We start from the raw sequence: 24,528 nt of genomic DNA on the forward strand, positions 1-24,528 counted from the left end.
TTGCCCCCGCGCGACATCAGGGAAGATGCCATGACCAAAAAGAAGACCCCAGTTTCCACCGACCTCTGCTGCTCCTTTTGCGGCAAGAACCAGGAAGAGGTGCAGCGCCTCATCGCTGGTCCCGACGTCTACATCTGCGACGAGTGCGTTTCCTTGTGCAACGAGATCATTGCCCAGGAAAGCCTGAACGAGGAAGTGGAGGACGGCAAACTCCTGGCTCCCGCAGAAATAAAGAATCTGCTCGATGAATACGTGATCGGGCAGGACCAGGCCAAGAAGATCCTGGCCGTGGCCGTGCACAACCATTACAAGCGCGTTCTCTATGCGGGCGGCGCCAAGGGCGACGACGTTGAGCTGGACAAGTCCAACATCCTGCTCATCGGCCCCACCGGCTCGGGCAAGACGCTTCTGGCCCAGACCCTGGCCCGCGTGCTCAAGGTGCCCTTCGCCATCGCGGACGCCACCACGTTGACCGAGGCCGGCTATGTGGGCGAGGACGTGGAGAACATTCTCGTCCAGCTGCTGCAGAACGCCGACTACGACATCGAGGCCGCGTCCAAGGGCATCATCTACATCGACGAGATCGATAAAATCGCGCGCAAGTCGGACAGCCCGAGCATCACCAGGGACGTGTCCGGCGAGGGCGTGCAGCAGGCCCTTTTGAAGATCATCGAGGGAACCGAGGCCAACATCCCCCCCAAGGGCGGCCGCAAGCACCCCCAGCAGGAATTTATCCGCCTGAACACGTCGAACATCCTGTTCATCGTGGGCGGCGCCTTCATCGGGCTCGAGAAGATCGTGCAGCAGCGCATGCGCGGCTCTGCCCTGGGCTTTGGCGCCAAGATGGAGGGCAAGCGCGAGGAGGACGTCTCCAAGCTCCTCCTGCAGGCCCATCCCTCTGACTTGGTGAAGTTCGGCCTTATCCCTGAGTTCGTGGGCCGAATACCCATCATCACCTCCCTGACGGAGCTGGTGGAGGAAGACCTTATCCGCATCCTCACCGAGCCCAAGAATGCGCTGGTGAAGCAGTACATGAAGCTCTTCGAGCTTGATAAGGTCCGCCTGCGCTTCACTTCCAACGCCCTGTCCGCCATTGCCCGCAAGGCCATCGAAAGAAAGACCGGGGCGCGCGGACTGCGCAACGTGATGGAGAACATCATGCTGGACATCATGTACCAGCTGCCGTCGCTGTCGGGCGTTACCGAATGCGTGATCAACAAGGCCGTGGTGGAGAAGGGGCAGGACCCTTTGCTCTTCTACCAGCAGGAAGTGAAGTCCGCGTAAGTCCGCGTTGAAATCCGAAATGGTGAAGCCCCCTTCCGTTTCAGGGAGGGGGCTTCTTTTTCTCGTCGACTGTTATGCGTTCGTATTGGCAGAATGCGTCATCTCTTCATAGGCAATGCCGAAGATACGGCGAAGCCTATTTTTTGGCGATGACGAGCCAGGCGTCCCCGTAGCCGACCAGGGGCGGTTTGGTGGCGTCCCAGGCGCATTGGGTTTCGGTCTGAACGTGAATGGTGGAAACTGTCAGGCCAAGCCGCTCGTACTCTCTCTTCCCTTCGTTCGCGGCAGCCTCCGACAAGTAGCGGTACACTATGAACACTCCACATTCTTCCATTGCGGACCTCCTTGTTACAGGTGTGCTTGCCAGGGTTCATCCTTCACTGAAGCATGCCATTTCCGGAACGATCTGAATTTGGATTGTCAGTATATATTTATTATACGAATTAATTGTTGATGCTATATCACAGAACCATGGTTCGCGTGTGCTTGTCAAATATTCCACCGATAAGGCAGGATACCTGGCCATGGCGGGAGATGCGGGGGATTGCAGGGAGGGCTTGCAAGGGCGCTTGGAAGCGGACGAACTAATCCGCGATGGCCGCGAGAACCTGTGTTGGTATAACAACCCGGAATGGTTGATTATTACTTGATTTGACTTTTCCCGTACCTGACTTACTCTCAATTATCTTACAACCCGGCCGATAAGCGCTGCAAAGCGGCGTGACATCATACCATCCCAGGAGACCTTCATGACGAGCTTTTTCTCCGATGACCAACCCCGCAGGACCGACCGCGTGCGCCTGCCGGTGATGAGCCTGCGCGAGGTGGTCATGTTCCCCAGGTCCATCGTTCCCCTGTTCGTTGGACGCGAGGCCTCCATAAAAGCCATTGAGAACGCCGTTTCCACCTACGACAAGAAGATCTTCCTGGTGGCCCAGCGCACCCCGGAAACGGAGAAACCCCAGGCGGAAGACCTGTTCCGCATGGGCACCGTGAGCAAGATCCTCCAGATGCTTCGCCTGCCCGACGGCACCATCAAGGTGCTCTTCGAGGGCCTGTACCGGGCCGAGTGGGAAGAGGACGGCATGGAGGGCTTCGAGGACGACTTCCCCACCGCCCGCGTGGTCCGCATGCAGGAGGACGACGGGGAGGGCAGCGAGGCCGAGGCCATGGTGCGCACGGCCCACGAGGCCATGGAGCACTACGGGCGCATCAACAAGAAGCTCGCTCCCGAGACCATCCTGGCCATTAACGCCCAGACCGCCCCGGGCCGCCTGGCCGACGCCATCATGCCCCACCTGAAGGTGGACTACATCAAGAAGCAGGAAATCCTCGAGCAGCTGGACCCCGTCAAGCGCCTGGAAGAGTCCTTCGCCTTTCTCCAGGGGGAGATCGAAATCTCCTCCATCGAGAAGAAGATCAAGGGCCGCGTCAAGCAGCAGATGGAGAAGAACCAGCGCGAATACTATTTGAACGAGCAGCTCAAGGCCATCCACAAGGAGATGGGCCGCGACGAGGACCCCCTGGCCGAGGTGGCCGAGTTCGAGCTGCGCCTGAAGGAAAAGGACATGCCCGAAGAGGCTCGCGAAAAGGCCATGCGCGAGCTTAAGAAGATGAAGCACACTCCGCCTTCCTCAGCGGAATACACCGTGGTTCGCAACTACGTTGAGTGGATTCTGGACCTGCCCTGGAACGTGCTCCAGGACGTCGAGATCGACGTGAACAAGGCCAAGGAGATCTTGGACGCCGATCACTACGGCCTGGAAAAGCCCAAGGAGCGCATCCTGGAGTACCTGGCCGTGCAGAGCCTGGTGGAGAAGATGAAGGGCCCCATTCTGTGTCTGGTGGGCCCTCCGGGCGTGGGCAAGACCTCTTTGGCCAAGTCCATCGCCAGGTCCATGGACCGCGAGTTCGTGCGCCTGTCTCTTGGCGGCGTGCGCGACGAGGCCGAGATACGCGGCCACCGCCGCACCTACGTGGGCGCGCTGCCCGGCAAGATCATCCAGTCCTTGAAGCGGGTCAAATACAACAACCCCGTGTTCTGCCTGGACGAAGTGGACAAAATGTCGACCGATTTCAGGGGCGACCCGTCCTCGGCCCTGCTCGAGGTGCTCGATCCCGAGCAGAACTACGCCTTCGGCGACCACTACCTGGACCTGGACTACGACCTATCCAAGGTGTTCTTCATCACCACGGCCAACGCCCTGCACACCATCCCCCTGCCGCTGCAGGACCGCATGGAGATCATCCGCATCCCCGGCTACATGGAGACCGAAAAGCTCTCCATCGCCAAGGAGTTCCTGCTGCCCAAGAAGATCAAGGAGAACGGCCTGAAGGACGAGAACATCTCCGTGTCCGAGGGCGCCATCCTGGAGGTCATCCGGCGCTACACCCGCGAGGCGGGCGTGCGCAACGTGGAGCGGGAGCTGGCCTCGCTGTGCCGCAAGACCGCCCGCAAGCTGGTGGAGGGGGGCGATCTTGCCGCCACGTTCTCCATCACCAAGCAGACCCTGCCCCAGTATCTTGGCGTGCCCAAGTTCCGCCACGGCGAGATGGAGGAGAAACCCCAGGTGGGCGTCTCCACTGGCCTTGCCTACACCGAGCTTGGCGGCGAGATGCTCATGGTGGAGACCGCGCTCATGCCCGGCGCCGGAAAGGTGGAGATAACGGGCAAGCTTGGCGACGTGATGCAGGAGTCGGCCAAGGCCGCGCTTTCCTACATCCGCTCCCGCTCGGCCAGCTTCGGCTTGAAGCCCGACTTCCACAAGGAAATCGACATCCACATCCACGTGCCCGAGGGCGCCACTCCCAAGGACGGCCCAAGCGCGGGCATCACCCTGTGCACGGCCATGGTCTCGGCCCTTCTGAACATGCCGGTCCGCAACGAACTGGCCATGACCGGCGAGATCACCCTGCGCGGACGGGTGCTGCCCATCGGCGGGCTTCGCGAAAAGCTTCTGGCCGCCCACCGGGGCCAGATCAAGAAGGTGCTCATTCCGGAAGAGAACGCCAAAGATCTGAAGGAAGTGCCCGAGGCCATCCTTAAGGAACTGGAGATCGTCCAGGTGAAGAACATGGACGAGGTGCTGGAGCAGGCCATCCTGTGCGAGGAGTCAAACAAGCTCTTCTGCGCCAGGGGGGCCAATGTGCAGCCCTTGGCAGCGAGCCTTCTCAAGGAAGAGTACCAGAACCAGACCAGGCACTAAGCCGGTTTATAACAACGCTACCAAGAGCCGGGGGATACTCCGGCTCTTTTTTTTCGGGCAAATACTATGCCGGTTTCCCGCCATCTTCCGCAACGCGCCTGCCTGGCAACTGCATTCTTCCTGGAAGCGGAGCGACGCCAAGGTGGAACGGTATCAGGAAATGCACATTGTGTGCGGAGGCTCTGCGGTAGCCTCATGCACGCTTAGAAATGGAGTCTTGTGATGCGTGTTGCTGTTTTAATGTCTAGGCATTTATTCGCCACGGTGCGCAAATATCATACCTGAAAAGTCGGTAGTTGGTGATGAATAAATGCAATCACACTCCATTTTGGTCGTAATTGACAGATCTCCAGCATGTTGTATCTCGATAAAAGGGGGGATTTGTCATGAGTAATTATGTTGTAATTCAAGATGCCGACAAATGCGGGCATTGCGAAGCGTGCGTTGCCAAATGCATGAAATCCAATCACTTCCCTGCCAGGGTCCGCATGGTGGACATCGTGGCCCCGCACGCCACCAAACCCGGTACCCATCACTTCGCTTTTTTGTCCTGCCACCACTGCGAAGACCCGAAGTGCGTGGCCGCCTGCACCCACAACGCCATGCAGCGCACAGCCGACGGCGTGGTGCGAGTGAACGAGGACAACTGCGAAGGCTGCGCCGACTGCGCCCACGCCTGCCCCTGGCACGTTCCCAGGGTGCTGGGCGATACGCCGACTGTTAAGTGCAACCTGTGCGACGGCCGGGCCGCCCATGGAGAACTGCCCGAATGCGTGCGCACCTGCCCGCATGGAGCGCTCAGGCTGGTGCGGGTGGCTCAGCTTTCGCTGGAGGGCCGGGCGGAGTATGCCCAGAAGTTCATCATGCGCAACTTTTTGAAACACGACTGAGCTTTCTCAATCCATCAAATGGCGTGTAGTCTGAAGGGTCTGCCGGTCCGCCGGCAGACCCTTCAGACTTTTGCAAAGAACGCCATCCAAGCTTCCCATAACCGGTTTTTCGCGTTAAGATTTGAGTGATTCCTTTCTCTTGCCTGGCCCGCACCAATGGACCCCAAGGAGAAGTCATGCTCGAGCGAAACGACTGCATCAAACTGCCCGGCGTATACCAGACCTACCACGACCGCATAGCCTCGTTCATTCCGGCTGCGCGGCTCTTCTGCGGCGCGTTCACGAACCTGGCCTATGGAGACGACGCCAGTTTCTACCGGCTGGTCCCCAAAATTGTGGTCAAGGCCACGTCCGCGGACGAGGTGTCCAGGCTTCTGGCCATCGCCAGCGAACTCAAGGTGCCTGTCACCTTCCGCACCGCCGGGACCAGCCTGTCCGGCCAGGCCCTCACGGATTCGGTGCTCATCTACCTGGCCGGAGCCTGGAAGGGGCTTCACATCCACGATCACGCCAGCCACATTAGCCTTGAGCCCGGCGTCATAGGCGCCGAAGCCAATTTCCAGCTGGCTCCCCACGGCAAGAAGATCGGGCCGGACCCGGCTTCCATCAATGCGGCCATGATCGGCGGCATCGCGGCCAACAACGCCTCGGGCATGTGCTGCGGCACGGCTGAGAACAGCTACAAGACCGTGGAGTCCATGAAGCTCATCTTCGTGGACGGCTCCACCCTGGACACGGCAGATCCGCAGTCGCGCGAGGCCTTTGCCAAAAGCCACCCCGGGCTCCTGGCGGAACTGGCGGCCATCCGCGACGAGATTGCCGGAGACGCCAAACTTTCAGCGCGGATCAAGACCAAGTTCAAGATAAAGAACACCACCGGCTACGGCATCAACTCCTTCGTGGACTTCTCCGACCCCATCGACATCCTGCTGCACCTGATGGTGGGGTCCGAAGGCACCCTGGCCTTCATCGCGGAAGTCACCTACCGCACAGTGGTGGAGCACCCGAGCAAGGCCTCGGCCATGATGTACTACGCCACCATAAAGGACGCCTGCAACGCCACGATAAAGCTGAAGAAAGGCCCTGTTTCCGCCGTGGAGCTCATGGACAGGGCTTCGCTGCGCTCTGTGGAGGACAAGCCGGGCATGCCAGCCTTCCTGAAGGGGCTGCCGGACACGGCCGCGGCCATCCTGGTGGAGACCCGGGCCGCGGACAAGAAGACGCTTCTTGCGCAGATTGAGAAGATTCAAGCGTTGGTGGCCGGGATCAAGGCCATCCACCCCATCGTGTTCATGGACCAGCCCGATGATTTCAACAAGCTCTGGAACATCCGCAAGGGTCTTTTCCCGGCTGTTGGCGCGGTGCGAAATCCCGGGACCACGGTGGTCATCGAGGACGTGGTTTTCCCCATAGCCAAGCTGGCCCACGGCACGGTGGAACTCCAGGAGCTCATGCACAAGCACGGCTTTCCCGAGGGAATCATCTTCGGGCACGCCCTGGAGGGCAACCTGCACTTTGTGTTCTGCCCGGACTTCGGCTCACAGCAGATGATCAGGAACTACCAGGCGCTCATGGAAGAGGTGGCGGACATGGTGGTGGGCCGCTACGACGGTTCGCTCAAGGGCGAGCACGGCACCGGGCGCAACATGGCCCCCTTCGTGGAGATGGAGTGGGGGCGTCAGGCGTATGCCTACATGGTGCGCCTGAAAAAGGCCTTCGACCCGGAAAACCTTCTGAACCCCGGGGTGATAATTAACGACAACCCCAAGGTATACCTTGAGAACTTAAAACCCATGCCCGCGGTGAACGAGATAATCGACCGGTGCATCGAGTGCGGATTCTGCGAACCCGTCTGCCCCTCGCGCTCCATAACCACCACCCCGCGCCAGCGTATCGCCCTGCAGCGGCACATGGCCAAGCTCAAGCACACCCACGACGACGAGCTCATGAAGCGCTTCTGGGAGCATTACACCTACTTCGGCGAACAGACCTGCGCCGCGGACGGGCTGTGCTCCACGGTCTGCCCAGTATCCATCGACACCGGCCGCTTCACCAAGGAGCTGCGCGGCGAGCGGTCAAGCCCGCGCGCCAAGAAGATCGCCCAGGGAGTGGCGGACAATTACGGGTGCGTGCTGAACATCGTGCGCCAGGGGCTCAAGGCCGCCAACTTTGTTCATGGCGTTCTCGGAAGCGGGCTCATGGGCCAGCTGGCCGAATCCTTCAGGGAGCTTTCGGGCGGGCGCATTCCCCTGTGGACCAAGTGGATGCCCAGAGGAGTCACTCCGCCGGACTTCACGGACACGGTTCGGGGCAAGAACCGCCAGGTGGTGTATTTCCCAAGCTGCGTGGCCCGGTCCATGGGCCCTGCCAAGGGCGACCCGGACCAGCGGGCCCTGTACGAGGCCATGCTCTCGGTGCTTAACAAGGCGGGCTATGACGTACTCTATCCGCAGAACATGCAGGAGCTGTGCTGCGGCCTGACCTTCGAGTCCAAAGGCTTCATGGAGCAGGCGGACCAGAAGGCCCGCGAGCTGGAGCGCGAACTGCGCAGGGTGAGCGACAACGGGCGCATACCCATACTCTTCGACACCAGCCCCTGCCTCTACACCATGCGCCGCAAGGTGGAGCCCGATCTTGTTATCTTCGAGCCGGTGGAGTTCATCCACGACCACCTGATGGACAAGCTTGTGTTCACAAAGGTGGACGAGACCGTGGCCATCCATTCCACGTGCAGCTCGGTGAAGATGGGGCTGGCCGGAAAGTTCAAGGCCGTTGCCGAGGCCTGCGCCAAGAAAGTTGTGGTTCCACGCAACGTGAACTGCTGCGGGTTCGCGGGCGACAGGGGCTTCAATTTCCCGGAGCTGAACGAGGCCGCCCTGGCCGAGCTGAACCCGCAGCTGCCTCCGGAAACCGCAGCAGGATACTCCAACAGCCGCACCTGCGAAATCGGATTGTCCAGAAACACCGACAAGCCCTACCAGTCCATCGTGTACCTGGTGGACCGTTGCACCGTGGCGAAGTGATGATGTTCTAACAGTCCGTTGCAAAAGTCTATTTCCGCAGCCTGTTCAAAAATACTGCTGGCAAGGCGCGGGAAAAAGTTAAGGCTGAAGCGTATTTGACATACGCGAAGGTTTGACTTTTGAGCGGCAACGCCGCCAGCGGGAGTTTTTCAACAGGCAGCTAACCCTGCTGCTCTCTTCGGGAATGCTATGTCGCCCGGGGGAAGTGCTTCCTCCGGGCGATTTGTCGTCTCGCAAGCACCGCAGGGCGGAATGAATTTCAAGCAAATGGATAGAGCACTGGCGGAGCCAACAAGATGACAGCCACGGCCCGCTTCGCTATCGTACCGGAAATCCCTGCGGAGTAGCTGATGGAAATACCGATTCTTTCTGAAATCGTTCTCATATTGGCCTTGAGCGTCGGCATCATATTCGCCTGCAACAAGCTCGGACTGCCTCCCGTGGTGGGATTTCTCGCCGCCGGCGTGGTGTGCGGGCCCGGAGGGTTCGGCCTGGTGAAGTCGGTCCATCAGGTGGAAATGATGGCCGAGATTGGCGTGGTGTTTCTGCTCTTCACCATCGGCATGGAGCTCTCCACCTCGGAGCTCATGCGCCTGAAGCGCCCGGTGTTTCTGGGTGGAGGCGCCCAGGTGGCGCTCACCATCGTGGCCTTCGGCGGTCTCGCCATGTTGCTTACCCCGTCCATGAGCCTGGGCAAGGGGGTCTTTGCCGGCTTTCTGGCCGCGTTGTCCTCCACGGCCATCGTGCTCAAGGAACTCCAGAACCGGGCCGAGCTTGAAAGCCCGCAGGGCCGCGTGAGCCTGTCCATCCTCATTTTTCAGGATCTGGCCATTGTGCCCATGATGCTGCTCACTCCCTTTCTCAGTGGGCAAGGCGGGGACATCTGGTCCTCGCTTGGCCTGATGCTCGCGAAAGGGCTGGGCGTGGTCGTGGTGGTGCTCGTCCTGGCCAGGTACGCGGTGCCGCGCCTGTTTCTCATGGTGGCCCAGGTGCGCAGCCGGGAGCTCTTTCTCATGGCCACCATCGTGTTCTGCATGTCGGTGGCCATGCTCACGGCCAGCGTTGGCCTGTCGCTCTCGCTTGGCGCCTTCCTGGCCGGGCTCATGCTGTCCGAATCCGAATACGCCTTGAACGCCATGGAAGGCGTGATGCCCTTCAAGGACATCTTCACCAGCCTGTTTTTCGTGTCCGTGGGCATGCTCGTGGACGTAGGCTTCATCGCGGCCAACCCGGGGCACGTCTTTTTCTGGTCCATGGCCGTCATGGTGGTGAAGATACTGGCCGCGGCCGGGGCCGTACTGATCCTGGGGTACCCGCTCCGGGTGGCTATTCTCGGGGGCATGGCTCTGGGGCAGGTGGGAGAGTTCTCCTTCGTGCTGGCCAAGGTGGGGCTGGACTGCGGCCTTATCGGCAGCGACGCCTACCAGAACTTCCTGGCGTCCAGCGTGCTGACCATGGCGGTGACGCCGTGGCTCATCCAGTTCGCGCCCAAGCTCGCGTCCAAGGTCTGCAAAACCCAGAAGCCCAAAGAGGCGAAGCCGGAAGGGCACGAGGAACTGCGCGACCACATGATCATCGTGGGCTACGGGCCCGGCGGGCGCCAGATCGTGCATGCGGTCAAGCGTGCGGGCATCCCGTTTCTGGTGCTGGAAATGAACATCGACACGGTGCGGCGCGAGCGCAAAGAGGGCCTACCCATCAGATACGGCGATGCAGGCTACCCGGCCGTGCTCGAACATGCCGGCATCAAGCACGCCAGGGTGCTGGTGGTGGTCGTGTCCGACATGACCGCGGCGCGTCGCATGGTTTCCACCGCGCGGGCGCTCAACCGCAACCTGAACATCATCGTGCGCACCCGCTTCGTGAACGAAGCACCGATACTGCTCGAACTCGGGGCCACGGAAGTCGTTCCCGAGGAATTCGAGACATCCATCGAGATATTCACCCGCGTGCTGGTTGAATACCTGGTGCCCAACCAGACCATCGAGCGCTTGATACTTACGGCGCGCGGGGCAAACTACCGCATGCTGCGCACCCCGGACATCCCAGTGGACGGCCAGAAACTCATGACGCCGCATCTCACCGGAATGGACCTGGCTGTCTTCAGTGTTGAGCCTGGGGCTCCCCTGGACGGGAAAACCCTGGAGGAGGCGGAAATCCGCAAGGAGCACGCTCTCACCGTGGTCGCCGTGGAGCGCGACGGGGAGAACCACATGAACCCGGACGGGTCCTTCGAGATTTCAGCCGGGGACAAGGTCTACGTGTTCGGACGCCAGGAAGACGTGGTGGATAAGGCCTGGCTCTTCATGCCAGCTTAGCAGCCTGCCCGGTTAATTGAGATCAAGGGCTCCGCCCTTGATCCGGCAGGGCGCTGCCCTGCACCCGCCAGGGGGATGATCCCCCTGGACCCTCAGTTGCTTCGCGGCATTCACCGGAAACCCGGTGAATACCGCGAAGCGATAGGGGATTCCAAGGGGCCATTGGCCATTTGGCCGCCGGAGGCATCCAAAATACAAAGGGGTCGCGCTCGCACGAGCCCGACCCCTTTACAATTCAAGAGTGAAAGTCGCGTGGCCGCTACGGCAGCAGGAAGTTTGGCACCTTCTGCCTGCCGGTCCGCCAGTCTCCGGGCTGCTGATAGGAAACGCCTGGTTCAGCGGCACCTGGAACGGTGGCCACGGTCGGGCGGACATTGCTCTGGCCGGGGGTGTTCTGCTCCATGAGAAACGCCACCGGGCGGCTCATGGGGATGACCTTGCTGGTCTTGGCCAGCACGTCGTTGTTGCGCGCGTCCATGACCTCAACGTTGAAGCGCACTCCGTAGGGCGTGGCCGAATAGGTGCCGGCAATGATCAAGGTGCTCTGGAACTTCCTGGTGGCGTGTTCGCGCACGTTGCGCGAGAGCATGAATTCGCCCTGGGTCTTGTTGAAGATCACCTCTGAGGTCTTCCTGATTTCCTGAACATAGTAGCCCTTGGCGCTCATGGCAGCGCCGAGTTCTTCCGCCACAGCCCGAGAGAGCGGGGCGGCCTGGCCCATGTTGTTCAAGTCCGCGGGAGTGGTGATGACCAGCCACTGGAGGCCCCGGGTGGTGGTGTGGTCGAAGCCCAGGCGGGGGGCCAGCTGGAAGTCCAGCTCGTCGGCCATGGTTCTGGCCATTTCAGGATAGTATTCCTTCGTGTCCGGCCCGCTGCCGAACGAGGGGATGAGTGAAGCCATCTCGCCGTTGGCCATGGGAGCGCACGCGCTGCAAAGAAACAGAAGGATCCAGGCGAAGCGTTTCATGACATTCTCCTCTCCCAGCGCGGCTTAACTACGCGCGAAGGAACATGGCGGATATTTCCCACCATGCACCCGATGCAGGGATTGTGCCTTGCCAGAACTGAAGAGGGCGCGGGCCGGGAAGTATCTTACCTCAGCTGCAAAAGCGCCCTGTCCACCGAGGCGATTTCAGCTTCGCAGCGGCGGCTCATGCCGGTGTCGCGGGAGGTGGCCAAGGCCAATTGGAAATGCTCCCTGGCCAGGAGATAGCGCCCTTCCTGCTTGCAGCGCAGCCCCTGGGCGTAGTGTTCCAGGCTGTGGGGGTCCTGGGGAATCACGGTGAGGCCGGGCCCGCGCCCGCACGCGGCCAGGGCCATGGTCAACACGATGACAGCCATGATCTTCATGGGCCGCTCCTATTTCTGGTCCGGTTTGGCGGCGGGTTGTTGCGTCGCGCTTTTCGCGGCCGTGTCGATTGGTTCGCAGCCTGGCGGGCAGGGCGATTTCGACGCGGTTTTAGTCGATTTTTTGGCAGGAGCCTTTTTCTTGGCGCTTGGCGAATAGGGCATGGGCGTCTTGTCGCCCGAGCCCGGAGGATCGTCCGAATTGCGGGAACCGATGAGCGTGGGCGGAGTCGGGCGCAGCCCGTTGTAATCAGGGATGCCAAGCATGCGCCTGAGCGTTGGGGTCATGGGGATGAGCACCGAGCCTGTGCGCAGGACCCGCCCCGAAGGCTCCACCAGGCGGGCGTTCACGAAAAGGTTGTCCTTGTCCACGTAGTAGGAACCGGCCAGAACGGCCAGGGCCTCCGCCGGGGCTTTCTTGCCCTTGGCCTTGGCCGGGGCCGCGCCCCGGGCTTCCTTGACCGGGAACCCCCGGCTGTTGAGTTCATAGATCATCTGCTCGCCCATGAGCCTGCCGAACGACGTGGTTTCGCGCGTGTCCTGGTTGACGAATGCCGAGGGGATGCTGGACACGCCGTACAGGGGGGCGTCGCCGGATATTCCACGGGTGATCTGGGAGGCCAGCTCCCTGGCGTAGAGCCGTATCTCCTCGGCATCGGCCCGGGCGGGCTTGGGCTGGGCCAAGGGTGAGCCTGGAGCGTAGTACACGTAGCCGCCCCGGTCGTCCGGGACCATGTATCCCTGGGAAACGCCCGTGGTGGTGCGCACGCCAACACCCGTGACCCCGTTTATCGTGACGCTTTTCGAACTGGAAACATCCACCTGCGCGCCCGGGTCCACAGGACCGATTACTTGCGCCCTGGCGCTGTCCGCGCTGGCGGCCGCCGCCAGAAGCGCGGCGAGGAAGAGTGTCGCGCGCATGTATGTACCCTCCGAGGCTTTTTCATCTCATCGGCGATCTGCTGAAACGCTTTACCCCATGCGGCGTGGGCGTTTTTTTCCCACTTACCCGGTAACCATCATCTCTCGCAAAGTCCATGCCGGAAAAGTGGACAGATTTGGATCAAGTGTGTATTGAATGGTCACGAAGAAAGTTAAATTCGTGACTTAACGTTTCGCGTTCGTCTTCGCATGGGAATCGATTCGAGGGGAGCCCTGATGCCGCTGGCGGACAAGCGTTCCAGCCGCCGGCGGTTGATAAGCAAAGGGACGCCAAAGCCCTGAAGGGGTGAGCCATGTATTTTCCTGTCGCCGGGATAGAGGTTTCGCCGTGGGTGCCGCCTGTCGTGGCTTTCTGCGTCTCTTTCTGCACCTCCATGGGCGGCGTGTCCGGAGCGTTTCTGCTACTTCCGTTCCAGATGTCCGTCCTGGGCTACACGTCACCGTCGGTCAGCGCCACCAACCAGGTGTTCAACATCGTGGCCATACCAAGCGGCGTGTACCGCTACATCCGTGAAAAACGCATGGTGTGGCCGCTCACCCTGGCCACGGCCGTGGGCACGCTTCCGGGCGTGTTCCTGGGGGCGATCATCCGGGTGAAATATCTGCCCGACCCCAAGAGCTTCAAGTTCTTCGCGGCCTGCGTGCTGGGCTACATCGGCCTGCGCCTCGTCCGGGACACCTTCTTCAAGAAAACCGCTCCGGCCAAGCCCGCGCAAGGCGGGGGCCCAGGCTGCGCCATGCGGGATGCGCCCAAGCAGGCCAGCTGCACAGGCGGACCCCAGGGCGGCAGCGCGGCGCAGGGGTGCGGACCCCAGGGCACTCTTGTGGAGCAGCTCGCCGTGAGCGGCGCCAAGTACACCTTGAAGCGCGTGGAATTCACGTTCCAGGGAGAGACCTACGGCTTCTCAACGGGCGGGGTGCTGCTCATGAGCCTCATCGTCGGAGTGGTGGGCGGAGTGTACGGCATTGGCGGCGGAGCCATCATCGCCCCGTTCTTCGTGGCCTTCTTCGGCCTGCCGGTCTACACCGTGGCCGGGGCCGCGCTCATGGGAACGTTTCTCACCTCGGTGTGCGGCGTGCTCTTCTATCAGGCCATTGCGCCTTTTTATCCGGAAATGGCTGTCGCTCCGGACTGGACCCTGGGGGCCCTGTTCGGCCTGGGAGGGTTCGCCGGCATGTACGTTGGGGCGCGCTGCCAGAAATATGTGCCCGCCAAGTACATCAAGAGCTTTCTCGCGGCCACGATCCTGTTTTTGGCCGCGCGCTACATATTCGAATCCTTGAAGTAGGCGACTCCGAAAGGCCTTGCGGAATCGGGCGGAAAGTGGTTTATTTCATGGACATGCCCGACTGTTCCCCATGAGAGCAGCCGCAATGACATCAACTGGAAAGGAGTCTATATGACTGAGAAGAATGGCGTTTATAAATGCGATATCTGCGGCAATATTGTCGAGGTTCTGCATACAGGCGGAGGCGACCTGGTCTGCTGCGGCCAGCCCATGAAGTACTTCCAGGAGAACACCGTGGACGCCGCCAAGGAAAAGCACGTCCCCGTGATCGAAAAGACCGCCACGGGCTTCAAGGTGATGGTGGGCAGCGTGGCTCACCCCATGGAAGAGAAGCACTACATCGAGTTCATCGAGGTCATGGCGGACGGCAAGGTCTATCGCCAGGACCTGGCCCCCGGCCAGAAACCCGAGGCCGAATTCTGCATCAAGGCCGACAAGATCGTCGCCCGTGAATACTGCAACATTCACGGCCTGTGGAAGGCGGAATAGTTTATGCTCAGCAAGAAGATGGAACAGGCCCTGAACGATCAGGTCAAATGGGAGCTGTGGTCCTCCTACCTCTACCTTTCCATGGCTTCCTACTTTGAGGAAAAAGGCCTCATGGGCTTCGCCAACTGGATGAAGGTCCAGGAGCAGGAGGAGAAGTTCCACGCAACCAAGTTCTACAACTACACCTTCGAACGGGGCGGACGCATCAAACTCCAGACCCTGGAAGCCCCGGAAAACACCTGGAAGACGCCGTTGTTCGCCTTCCAGGAGACCCTCAAGCACGAGCAGGGCGTCACCGCGCGCATCAACGCGCTCATGGACCTGGCCATCAAGGAGAAGGACCACGCCACGGCCTCCTACCTCAAGTGGTTCATTGACGAGCAGGTCGAGGAGGAAGCCAGCGTTCAGGACGTGATCAACAAGCTGAAGCTGGTGGAGGGCAATGCGTCGGCCCTGTACATGCTCGACAAGGAGCTGGCCACCAGGGTGTTCACGCCCCCTGCCAACGCATAAACCTTATGGCGTAACAAACCGTACACGTTAATCATTTGGCAGGAGGCCGCCGGAGTTCTCCGGTGGCCTCCTGTTTTTCGGCACGAAGAAGGTGGAATCCGGTATGCCTGACAGCAGCGTGAACATCGTCATTGGCGGCGAGGCGGGGCAGGGGCTCGTGACCGTGGGCGACTTTCTGGCCAAGGCCCTGGTCCGGGCGGGCTATGAGATAGTCGTCACCCAGGACTACCAGTCTCGCATACGGGGCGGGCACAACACCTACGCCATCCGGGCAAGCCACGAGGCCGTGTTCGGGCCCAGAGAGACCATCGACCTGCTGGTGGCCTTAAACGCCCAGACAGTCTCCCTGCACAAGGACAAACTGACCGCCCGGGCCATGGTCCTGGCCGATGAAGCCATCGACCTGGCCGGGCTCTCCGGCCTTTCGATCCCTTTCAAAACGCTGTGCCCGAAACCGATTTTCGAGAACATGGCCGCGCTTGGCGTTCTGGCCCAGCTGCTCTGCATCGAGCCGGCCTGGCTGGAAGGGCTCATAACCGAGACCTTCCACAAGAAGGGCGACCAGGTGGTGGCCGAGAACCTGAAGGTGTTTGCGGACTCCCTGGCCTGGGCCCACGCGCGCAATGCCGGTTTCTCCTGCATCGCCCCGGCCGAGCGAACCGAGAAACGCTACTTCATGAACGGCAACGAGGCCATCGCCCTTGGCGCCCTGGCCGCCGGGGCCAACTTCTGCTCCTACTACCCCATGACACCGTCCACGTCGGTTGCTGCCACTCTCATCGACAAGGGGGGGCAGATGGGAATGCTGGTGGAGCAGGCCGAGGACGAAATCGCGGCCATCAACATGGCCCTGGGGGCTTCCTACGCCGGGGCGCGGGTGGTGGTGCCCACCTCGGGCGGCGGCTTCGCCCTGATGGTGGAGGGGGTGAGCCTTGCGGGGATGACCGAAACCCCCGTGGTGATCGTTCTGGCGCAACGGCCCGGCCCAGCCACCGGACTGCCCACCCGCACCGAGCAGGGCGACCTGAGCATGGTGCTTTATGCCGGGCACGGCGATTTTCCCAGGGCCGTGTACGCTCCGGGAACACCCGAACAGTGCTTCGACGTGACCTATAGAGCCATGGACCAGGCCGAGAAATGGCAGAGCCCGGTGTTCGTGCTCACCGACCAGTACCTGGCCGATTCTTTCCGGGCCGTGACACCCTTCGACTTGTCCCGCTTGCCCCGGGTTTCATCTCCGGAACTGGGCACGGACGCTCCCGATCGATACGAACGCTACGCCGACACGCCAAGCGGCGTTTCGCCAAGGCTCATTCCCGGCTTCGGGGAACACCTGGTGGTGCTCGACAGCGACGAACACACCGCCGACGGGCACATCACGGAAGACCTTGGCGTGCGCATCCGCATGGTGGACAAGCGCATGCGCAAGGCCGCAGGGCTCCTGGCGGACTGCCTGGCTCCGGAAGTGACGGGCAGCGCCGCCCCGGACACCCTGCTGGTCTGCTGGGGGTCCACTTACGGCCCGGCCCTGGAAGCGGCCCGGAACCTGAGAGAGCAAGGTGTGGACGCGGCTGTGATGCACTTTCTCCAGGTGTATCCGCTCAGTCCGGAGCATTTCCTCCCCACCCTGGAAGCCGCCCGCCGGGTGGTGATGGTGGAGGGCAATTATTCCGGGCAACTTGCGCTTCTCATCAAACAGGAAACGGGCTTTGCGTTCAAGGAAGTGATCACTCGCTATGACGGGCTGCCCCTGACGGCGGCCTACATTCTTGAGCGGTTGTAGTCTGATTTCAAACGCATCCTTGGGAACCATCGCTAAGAATAAGAGATGCTTCCCCCTGGAATAGTGGCAAACGAAAAGGAATCGTCATGATCCCCACCCAACAATACGGCGAATTCGAAACCGCCTGGTGCCCCGGCTGCGGGAACTTCTCCATCAACAAGGCCGTCAAGAAGGCCCTGTCCATGCTCGATCTGGCGCCGCACAGGGTGCTCATCTGCTCCGGCATCGGCCAGGCAGCCAAGTCGCCGCATTACCTTCGCTGCAACTGCTTCAACGGGTTGCATGGGCGCAGCCTGCCTCCGGCCCAGGGTGCGGCGCTGGCCAACACGGAGCTGACGGTCTTTGCCGAGAGCGGCGACGGGTGCAGCTACGGCGAGGGGGGCAACCACTTCCTGGCAGCCATGCGCCGCAACGTGACCATGACCTACCTGGTGCACGACAACCAGATCTACGGGCTCACCAAGGGCCAGGCCAGCCCCACCACGGCCCAGGGGCAGACCACCAAGTTCCAGCCCGGCGGAGTGGCTTCGATGCCCTTCAACCCGGTGGCTGTGGCCGTCACCATGGACGTGCCATTCGTGGCCCGGGCCTATGCGGCCGAGGCGGACCATCTGGCCGATCTCATCGTCCAGGCCGCCAGGCATCCCGGATTCGCCCTGGTGGACATCCTCCAGCCCTGCGTGTCGTTCAACAAGGTGAACACCTACGCCTGGTACAAACAGCGCTGCTACAAGCTTGGCCCGGAGTACGATCCCACGGATTGGGCATCGGCCATGCGCAAGGCCCAGGAGTTCGGGGACCAGATTCCCATCGGGGTGATTTACAAGGGCTCACGCCCGCCGTTCGAAGGCCGTATCGATGCGCGTGTGCGCAGGCCCTTGGCCACCTCGAAGCCGGACCTGGGCAAGCTGGCGGAAATTTTGGAAACTTACGCGTAACGAGTGGTTGCGCTACGCTGAGGAGACAGACATGGAAAAGGTCGTCCTGTTCGCTTTTCGCGGGGAAGTCCCCTGTTTCGTGCATGTGATGCTAAACGCCATGGACATGCGTGAGAAGGGCATGGACGTTCAGGTGGTTTTGGAGGGCGAGTCCAGCAAGGTTCTGGCGGAACTCTCGAAAGACACTCACCCCATGCACAAGCTTTTTGAACAGACCAAGTCGCTCGGGCTCTTCGCCGGGGCGTGCAAGGCCTGCGCCCATGCCACGGGGAGCCTGGACGCCGTTCTCAAGGAAGGGCTGACCGTTCTGGACGACATGCACGGGCATTCGGGCATGGCCGCGTTCATCCTGAAGGGATACCGGATCATCACGTTCTGAAATCCCCGGCTCAGTTCATGCCTGTCTTCGCGGGCCGGGCTGGCCCGCGAAGCGAAATCACCGTGGCAACAGGTCAGCCACGCGGCATGCTGGTGTTGACGCCTTGCTGTGCGCGGCGGCATGGGCGCAAGACGCATGCAACCTTGCTCCGGGCCTCTCTCAAACTTTCCGGCCCACGATCTGGATGATGTTGAAATATTTCCCGGCTCCAGCTTCCATCATTGCAATATCATTTTGAGCATGGGGGTTGGGAGACTGCAGCCACTCATCCCAAGCCTGTTTGCATGAGTTCATTTCACGCAACCCGGTAATCGCTATGCCGGGTTCCTTTTCCCAGAGCGCCCGCCACCAGCCGGGAGAATAGAAATACCACTCCGGCGTCCAGAAGGGCTTCACTTCCTCCGGCAGCCCCCCTTCGGGGAAATCGTGCGTAAAGCCAGGCACGGCAACGGCCACATGGCCGCCTTTTTTCACAAAAGGCAGGAGCTTCGCTAGCATGGCCTCGTTGTTGCCAAAGTACTGATAGGCATCCACGCTTGTGATCATATCAAAATAGTCATGAGCAAACGGAATCTCTTTTGTGGCGTCAACCAGGAAGGGAAATATCTTCGAATCAAGACCCAGGCGTGCGAAGCGTTCCGCGTTTTCGGTGGGGGCAATCCATAAGTCGGCCGCGAACACCGTCACATCGTATTTTTGGGCAAGCAGGATGGAAGAGATTCCCATTCCGCAGCCCAGGTCGAGAATGCGCATGCCCGGAGAAAGAGGGAGATGATTCGCCATCTCTTCCATAATGCGCATGGCATTGGGCCCCATCATGGTGTCCAGAAGAAAAGCCCTGTCATAGTCGTCGGTAAACGGCGTGCTCATAGTCATTTCCTTTAAGTCCAAGACTGTTTGAAAGCACGCTATGGTGTACAGGCCGTGAATGCACCCCACTTATTGTTTGCGAAAAAAGAAAGCGCCCTGAACCAGATCAGGGCGCTTTCGGATCTCAGCCGATTTTAGCGGCGTTGAGGATTTTGTATATAGCCTTTGTGGACAAGAAGTATTGTTCGGCCAGTTCGGCAGCGGAACATCCCTCCAGACGTTTGGCCAGAATGTCTCTGTTTCTTGCCTGGAGAGTCTCTCTTGTCTGCGTATTTGCACCCCACGGAAGCTTGTTGTTCTCTTTGCGTGGGATATAAATATATTCGCCGTCTATATACTGTTGAACAGCACTCAATAAAGAATGCGGCAAGACATCGTTCGCCTTTTTATAGCTCATTATGCTCCTCCTAATTTGTATCAGGATCGAGCAAGAGCTATTGCCTAAAGCTCAAACCGTTATGCAATAGCCCTTGCTATGCATAACGAACAGCAACCACTTGATTCAGCATAAACAATCCTCACAGTGTTACTCGTTACCGGTTTACAAAAACGCGCCACTAATCGTACTTCACCGAGCTGAACTTCATGAGCTTGTCCCAGGTGTGGTGTGACTCGATACGCCGCATGGTGCCGGTTTTGCCACGAAGCACCAGCGAGTGTGTCACAGCCCCCCTGCCTGAAAAGGAGACCCCTTCCAGCCAGGTGCCGCCGGAGATGCCGGTGGCCGCGAAGAAGGTGTCGGAGCTTGAGACGAGTTCGTCGGCGGTGAGCACCCGTTTCAGGTCGTACCCGGCATCTTGCAGGTTCCTGCGCTCCTCGTCGGACTGGGGGTCTAGCCGGGCGAACATCTGCCCGCCCACGGCCCGGATGGCGCAGGCCGAGAGCACGCCTTCAGGGGTGCCGCCCGTGCCTATCATCACGTCCACCATGTCCTTGGGGTCCAGGGCCATGAGGGAGCCGGCCACGTCGCCGTCGGTGTGCAGCTGGATGCGGGCGCCCGCCGAGCGGATCTGGGTGATGAGATCCTTGTGGCGGGGTTTGTCCAGCACGAAGACGACCAGGTCGTCCACGTCCTTTTCCAGAGCCTTGGCGATGTTTTTGAGGTTGTCCGCCACGGGGGCGTCCAGGTCCACGGCGTCGCGGGCCTGGGTGGGCACCACCAGCTTCTGCATGTAGTAGCTTGGTCCCGGGTCGAACATGGAGCCCTTGGGAGCGACGCCCACAACGGCGATGGCGTTTGGCCGCCCGTAGGCCAGCAAACGGGTGCCTTCCACGGGGTCAACGGCCACGTCCATGGCCGGGCCGAAGCCGGATCCGACCTCTTCTCCGTTGAAGAGCATGGGGGCTTCGTCCTTTTCGCCCTCGCCGATTATGATAAGGCCCCGGATGTTTATCGTGTTGAAGGAGAGGCGCATGGCATCAACCGCGGCCTGGTCGCCGGCGTTCTTGTCGCCCTTGCCGAGCCAGCGGGCGCTGGACAGGGCAGCGGCTTCCGTTACGCGGACGAGGTCCAATGCGAGATTGCGGTCGGGAGCTTCCATGATGCCTCCATCGTTTTGTGGTGGAGAGAAAGTAGAGAAAAACGCGTGGCCAGTAAAGACGGCACGGGCCGGATTCCCATTACGGAAAACCGGCCCGTGCCGCCAGGCGTGGAGCGGGGTCCAGGCCTTTGGAAAACGTGTTCGAGGCTATTTTGCTCTGAAGGTGATGCGACCCTTGGTGAGGTCGTAGGGAGACATGGTCACCTTCACGGAATCGCCCGGCAGTATCTTGATCCTGAACTTGCGCATTTTGCCGCACAGGTAGGCCAATACGGTCTGTCCGGTTTCCAGCTTGACTTCAAATACGGTTCCGGGAAGCGCTTCCTGCACGATTCCGGGAATTTCTATCCCGTCTTCTTTCGCCATTGGTTCCCTCCCCGGCGTTTTGAGGTGAAAGAAAAAAGCCCCATCCCGTTCGGGATGGGGCTTAAAGACAACACGAAGTGGTAGAAGACTACCAGGGGCGACGGCCGCCGCCGCCACCACCGCCGGAGCGGTTGTTATCGAAGGAACGACGGGGGCGCTCCTGAGCTTCGTTGATCTTCAGGTTACGACCCTGGAAGCTCTGGCCGTCCAGGGCTTCGACGGCAGCCATCGCACCTTCGTCGTTCATCTCGACGAAGCCGAAGCCGCGCAGGCGGCCAGTTTCGCGGTCGGTGATCAGCGCAACGGAGATCACCTCGCCATAAGGGGCGAAATAGTCGCGAACATCATCTTCGGAAGCGGAAAAGGGAAGGTTGCCGACGTAAAGTTTCTTAGCCATGTGCATAAACTCCAAATAGTATTTGGCATTCATTCTTATCAAATTGGAGCGAAGCACATGCTTAACCCAACTCTCAACAAGACCGATGCCGTTGCCGTAAGAAGGTAAATGCATTCCAGAGATAGTCAAGAAAAAAGTAAGTTTTTTGAAAAAAAATTATTGGTCAGATGGAAGAAAACTTGGAAGGTTTAATTTGAGTAAATTCTGCCTGTTAGGGGGCAATAGTAAGAATAAATCCTACTGATGGTAGCTGGCCAGGAACGAATCAAACCGAATCTTGAAAAAAGAGTGCGAAGCAAAAAGTGTGGGCAATCCGCAAAAAAAAGAACGCAAGGGAAGAAGGAAAGCAAGATGATTCACTATGCCTTCAAGAGCTCTTTGGACAAAAAAAGAGCTCCCTGTTTCACTGCGAAACAGGGAGCTCATGAGATTCAGAAGGTCAGAGATCAGTCGCCAAGGGCGATGCGTTCGCGGATGAGCTTCAAGAGGTTCTCGGCGGTGAAGCCGTACTTCTCGGCCAGAAGTTCGGCCGGGGCGGAGTCGCCGAAGTGGGAGATGCCCAGCACCAGGCTGCCGCAGCCCACGTACTTGTACCACAGCTCGGGGCGTCCGGCCTCCACGGCCACGCGGCAGATGCACTCGGGCGGCAGAACCTCGTCCTTGTAGAGTTGGGGCTGCTCGTCGAAGAGCTCCATGCAGGGCATGTTCACCACGCGCACCTTGCGCTCGGTGAGGGCTTCGGCAGCGGCCAGAACCATGGGCACCTCGGAGCCGGAAACCAGGATGATAAGGTCGGGCTTGCCGCCGGGGGCGTCGCGCAGGATGTAGCCGCCCTTTTTCGCGCCTTCGAGAACGGCCGGGTACACCGCCGGGTCCATGACCGGCAGGTTCTGGCGCGAGAGCATCATGCAGGTGGGGCGGCTGGTCTGCTTGAGCGCCGTCTCCAGGCACAGGGCGGTCTCGCGGGCGTCGGCCGGGCGCATCACCAGCATGTTGGGGATGAGCCGAAGCGCGCTCACGTGCTCGATGGGCTGGTGGGTGGGGCCGTCCTCGCCCAGCCAGAAGGAGTCGTGGGTGAAGATGTGCAGCGCGGGCAGGTGCTGCAGGGCGGACATGCGAAGCGCGTTGCGCTCATAGTCCGAGAAGGTGAGGAAGGTGGCTCCGAAGGGGACCAGCCCGCCGTGCAGGGCGATGCCGTTGACGATGGCTCCCATGGGGAACTCGCGCACGCCGAACGAGAGGTTGCGCCCCAGGGGCTCGCAGGAGCTGAAGTTGCCCACCTTGTCGCGGAACTTGGCGGTCATGTTGGAGGGGTCCAGGTCGGCCGAGCCGCCCACGAAGATGGGCAGCTGGTCGATGAGGGCCTCCAGGCACTTGCCCCAGGCCGAGCGGGTGGCGATCTTGCTGCCGGTCTCGAAGGCGGGCCAGGAGAAGGTGCGGTTGCCGGGGTTGCGCTTCACGATGCGCCAGAGGTCCTGGAAGGCCTGGTCCTTGTCGAACTTGGCTTCGAAGGTCTTGTTCCAGGCGGCAGCCATGGCCCGAAGCTCGGGGACGCGCACGCGGAAAGCCTCCACGGCGTCCTGGGGCATGTTGAAGGTCTTGTCTTCGGGCAGGCCGAGCTTCTTCTTGGTGGCCGCGATTTCCTCGGCGGGCAGGGGCGAACCGTGGGTTTCGAAGTCGCCCTCGCGGGTGGCTGTGCCCTTGGCTATGACGGTGTGGCCGATGATGAGGGTGGGGCGCTTGGTCTCGGCCTTGGCCTGGGCGATGGCCTTGCGGATGGCCTCGTGGTCGTGGCCGTCGATCTCGATGACCTGCCAGCACAGACCCTCGAACACGGTCTTGTAGTTGGCGCAGTCGCAGACCTTGGTGGGGCCGGAGAGCTGGATCTGGTTGGCGTCGTAGAGCACGATGAGCTTACTAAGGCCCCAGAGCCCGGCCAGGGACGCGCTGCCCAGGGCCACGGGCTCCTGGAGGTCGCCGTCGGAGGCCAGGGCGTAGGTGAAGTGGTCGCAGACGTCGTCTCCCAGGCGGGCGCGCAGCATGCATTCGGCGGCGGCCATGCCCACTGCCATGGAGAATCCCTGGCCCAAGGGGCCTGTGGTGGCCTCCACGCCCGGGGTGACGTGCACCTCGGGGTGGCCCGGCGTGCGGGACTTCCACTGGCGGAAGGCCTTGAGGTCGTCCAGGGTCAGAAGCCCCCGGAAGGCCAGCAGGGCGTAGAGCAGGGTGGACTCATGCCCGGCCGAGAGCACGAAGCGGTCGCGGTTGAACCACTCGGAGTCGTCGGGGGAGTAGTTCAGAAACTCCTTGAAAAGGATGTAGGCCATGTCGGCCGAAGACATTGGCCCGCCGGGATGGCCGGAATTGGCCTTGCGGGACTGGTCCATGATGAGGCCCTTGATGACGTTGACCGCGTGGCGGTCCTTCTCGATGATCGAGGACATGGCAGTTTCCTTTTAAAGGTTGTCGAAGAGGTCGATGCGCCGCTGGTGCCGGCCGCCTTCGAACTGGGTGTTCAGAAAGGTTTCGGTAATGGACTCGGCCAGGCCCGGGCCCATCCAGCGCTCTCCGAGGCAGAGCACGTTGGCGTTGTTGTGCAGCCTGGTCATCCTGGCCATGTACTCGTTGGAACACAGCGCGGCCCGGATGTTCTGGCGGCGGTTGGCGGCCATGGACATGCCAAGACCGGTACCGCAAATCAGGATGCCCAGGCAATTTTTCTCGATAACCAGATCGCAGAGCTTGAAGGCGAACAGCGGGTAGTCGCAGCTGGAAAGCGAGTCCGTGCCCACGTCGACGCATGTAAATCCCATGCCCGAGACATGCTTCTTGAGGACTTCCTTCAGGTTGAAGCCGGCGTGGTCCGAACCGAAGATGACGGGAGTACTCATGGCGTTTCCCCTAAAGATTTCACATTACACCCTGAAACAAGCGCCTGGATGGTCAGAAAACA

Annotated in this window: 22 protein-coding genes; 11 read left to right on the forward strand and 11 right to left on the reverse strand. The window is 60.7% G+C overall.

The annotated features are described in order from the left end of the window. Positions 1 to 30 precede the first annotated feature (30 nt). Positions 31 to 1,284: an ATP-dependent Clp protease ATP-binding subunit ClpX gene (gene clpX, locus HY795_15380; protein ID MBI4806607.1), complete on the forward strand. Its 1,254-nt coding sequence runs from the start codon at positions 31 to 33 to the stop codon at positions 1,282 to 1,284. A gap of 136 nt (positions 1,285 to 1,420) precedes the next feature. Here the strand turns inward: clpX and HY795_15385 are convergent, their stop codons facing one another. Beyond that, positions 1,421 to 1,618, reverse strand: coding sequence for a hypothetical protein (locus tag HY795_15385; protein ID MBI4806608.1), 198 nt, complete (start codon positions 1,616 to 1,618; stop codon positions 1,421 to 1,423). A 415-nt stretch (positions 1,619 to 2,033) separates the two neighbouring features. Here HY795_15385 and lon point away from each other — a divergent pair, with 415 nt between their 5' ends. The 4 genes from lon (at position 2,034) to HY795_15405 (ending at position 10,721) form a co-directional block, all read left to right on the forward strand. Then, entirely contained in the window at positions 2,034 to 4,490 is a 2,457-nt protein-coding gene (gene lon, locus HY795_15390) for an endopeptidase La (protein MBI4806609.1), read from the forward strand. Between the two features lie 386 nt (positions 4,491 to 4,876). Then, positions 4,877 to 5,380: a 4Fe-4S ferredoxin gene (locus HY795_15395; protein MBI4806610.1), complete on the forward strand. Its 504-nt coding sequence runs from the start codon at positions 4,877 to 4,879 to the stop codon at positions 5,378 to 5,380. Positions 5,381 to 5,556: 176 nt separating this feature from the next. Further along, positions 5,557 to 8,403 (forward strand): FAD-binding oxidoreductase, encoded by a 2,847-nt coding sequence (locus HY795_15400; GenBank protein ID MBI4806611.1) that lies wholly within the window; start codon positions 5,557 to 5,559, stop codon positions 8,401 to 8,403. Between the two features lie 350 nt (positions 8,404 to 8,753). Next, the gene (locus HY795_15405) at positions 8,754 to 10,721 is read left to right on the forward strand and encodes a cation:proton antiporter (protein ID MBI4806612.1); all 1,968 of its coding nucleotides are present in this window, start codon (positions 8,754 to 8,756) and stop codon (positions 10,719 to 10,721) included. Positions 10,722 to 10,980: 259 nt separating this feature from the next. On the opposite strand, the gene HY795_15410 is transcribed toward HY795_15405, so the two are convergent. From HY795_15410 to HY795_15420, 3 genes are all read right to left on the reverse strand, one after another. Beyond that, entirely contained in the window at positions 10,981 to 11,688 is a 708-nt protein-coding gene (locus HY795_15410; protein MBI4806613.1) for a hypothetical protein, read from the reverse strand. Positions 11,689 to 11,813: 125 nt separating this feature from the next. Continuing rightward, the gene (locus HY795_15415; protein MBI4806614.1) at positions 11,814 to 12,071 is read right to left on the reverse strand and encodes a hypothetical protein; all 258 of its coding nucleotides are present in this window, start codon (positions 12,069 to 12,071) and stop codon (positions 11,814 to 11,816) included. A 9-nt stretch (positions 12,072 to 12,080) separates the two neighbouring features. Next, a complete protein-coding gene (locus HY795_15420) occupies positions 12,081 to 12,989 on the reverse strand; it encodes a hypothetical protein (protein ID MBI4806615.1) in 909 nt (302 codons plus the stop codon). 314 nt (positions 12,990 to 13,303) lie between these two features. Between HY795_15420 and HY795_15425 the strand changes: the two genes are divergently transcribed. From HY795_15425 to HY795_15450, 6 genes are all read left to right on the forward strand, one after another. Continuing rightward, positions 13,304 to 14,299: a sulfite exporter TauE/SafE family protein gene (locus tag HY795_15425; protein ID MBI4806616.1), complete on the forward strand. Its 996-nt coding sequence runs from the start codon at positions 13,304 to 13,306 to the stop codon at positions 14,297 to 14,299. A gap of 111 nt (positions 14,300 to 14,410) precedes the next feature. After that, the gene (locus HY795_15430; GenBank protein ID MBI4806617.1) at positions 14,411 to 14,788 is read left to right on the forward strand and encodes a desulfoferrodoxin; all 378 of its coding nucleotides are present in this window, start codon (positions 14,411 to 14,413) and stop codon (positions 14,786 to 14,788) included. A gap of 3 nt (positions 14,789 to 14,791) precedes the next feature. Continuing rightward, complete coding sequence (locus tag HY795_15435) at positions 14,792 to 15,301, forward strand: ferritin (protein MBI4806618.1); 510 nt, start codon at positions 14,792 to 14,794, stop codon at positions 15,299 to 15,301. A gap of 103 nt (positions 15,302 to 15,404) precedes the next feature. Further along, positions 15,405 to 17,084, forward strand: a complete 1,680-nt coding sequence (locus tag HY795_15440) for a 2-oxoacid:acceptor oxidoreductase subunit alpha (GenBank protein MBI4806619.1) — start codon at positions 15,405 to 15,407, stop codon at positions 17,082 to 17,084. 86 nt (positions 17,085 to 17,170) lie between these two features. Next, a complete protein-coding gene (locus tag HY795_15445) occupies positions 17,171 to 18,022 on the forward strand; it encodes a 2-oxoacid ferredoxin oxidoreductase (protein ID MBI4806620.1) in 852 nt (283 codons plus the stop codon). A 31-nt stretch (positions 18,023 to 18,053) separates the two neighbouring features. Further along, the gene (locus tag HY795_15450; protein ID MBI4806621.1) at positions 18,054 to 18,401 is read left to right on the forward strand and encodes a cytoplasmic protein; all 348 of its coding nucleotides are present in this window, start codon (positions 18,054 to 18,056) and stop codon (positions 18,399 to 18,401) included. A gap of 159 nt (positions 18,402 to 18,560) precedes the next feature. Here HY795_15450 and HY795_15455 read toward each other — a convergent pair whose 3' ends face one another. The 7 genes from HY795_15455 to rpiB all read right to left on the reverse strand — a co-directional run bounded on the left by HY795_15455 (position 18,561) and on the right by rpiB (position 24,466). Then, complete coding sequence (locus HY795_15455; protein MBI4806622.1) at positions 18,561 to 19,271, reverse strand: methyltransferase domain-containing protein; 711 nt, start codon at positions 19,269 to 19,271, stop codon at positions 18,561 to 18,563. Positions 19,272 to 19,395: 124 nt separating this feature from the next. After that, positions 19,396 to 19,668 carry a hypothetical protein gene (locus tag HY795_15460; protein MBI4806623.1) on the reverse strand — a complete coding sequence of 91 codons (273 nt, stop codon included), beginning with the start codon at positions 19,666 to 19,668 and terminating at the stop codon, positions 19,396 to 19,398. A gap of 160 nt (positions 19,669 to 19,828) precedes the next feature. Then, positions 19,829 to 20,812 carry a class II fructose-bisphosphatase gene (gene glpX, locus HY795_15465; protein ID MBI4806624.1) on the reverse strand — a complete coding sequence of 328 codons (984 nt, stop codon included), beginning with the start codon at positions 20,810 to 20,812 and terminating at the stop codon, positions 19,829 to 19,831. Positions 20,813 to 20,959: 147 nt separating this feature from the next. Then, positions 20,960 to 21,178, reverse strand: a complete 219-nt coding sequence (infA, locus tag HY795_15470; GenBank protein ID MBI4806625.1) for a translation initiation factor IF-1 — start codon at positions 21,176 to 21,178, stop codon at positions 20,960 to 20,962. Positions 21,179 to 21,266: 88 nt separating this feature from the next. Continuing rightward, positions 21,267 to 21,575, reverse strand: a complete 309-nt coding sequence (locus tag HY795_15475) for an RNA-binding protein (GenBank protein MBI4806626.1) — start codon at positions 21,573 to 21,575, stop codon at positions 21,267 to 21,269. A 446-nt stretch (positions 21,576 to 22,021) separates the two neighbouring features. After that, positions 22,022 to 24,019, reverse strand: a complete 1,998-nt coding sequence (gene tkt / locus HY795_15480; GenBank protein MBI4806627.1) for a transketolase — start codon at positions 24,017 to 24,019, stop codon at positions 22,022 to 22,024. 12 nt (positions 24,020 to 24,031) lie between these two features. Beyond that, positions 24,032 to 24,466, reverse strand: a complete 435-nt coding sequence (gene rpiB, locus HY795_15485) for a ribose 5-phosphate isomerase B (GenBank protein ID MBI4806628.1) — start codon at positions 24,464 to 24,466, stop codon at positions 24,032 to 24,034. Between the last annotated feature and the right edge of the window lie 62 nt (positions 24,467 to 24,528).

This window comes from Desulfovibrio sp. (genome assembly GCA_016208105.1).
In the GTDB taxonomy this organism is placed as follows: domain Bacteria; phylum Desulfobacterota; class Desulfovibrionia; order Desulfovibrionales; family Desulfovibrionaceae; genus Fundidesulfovibrio.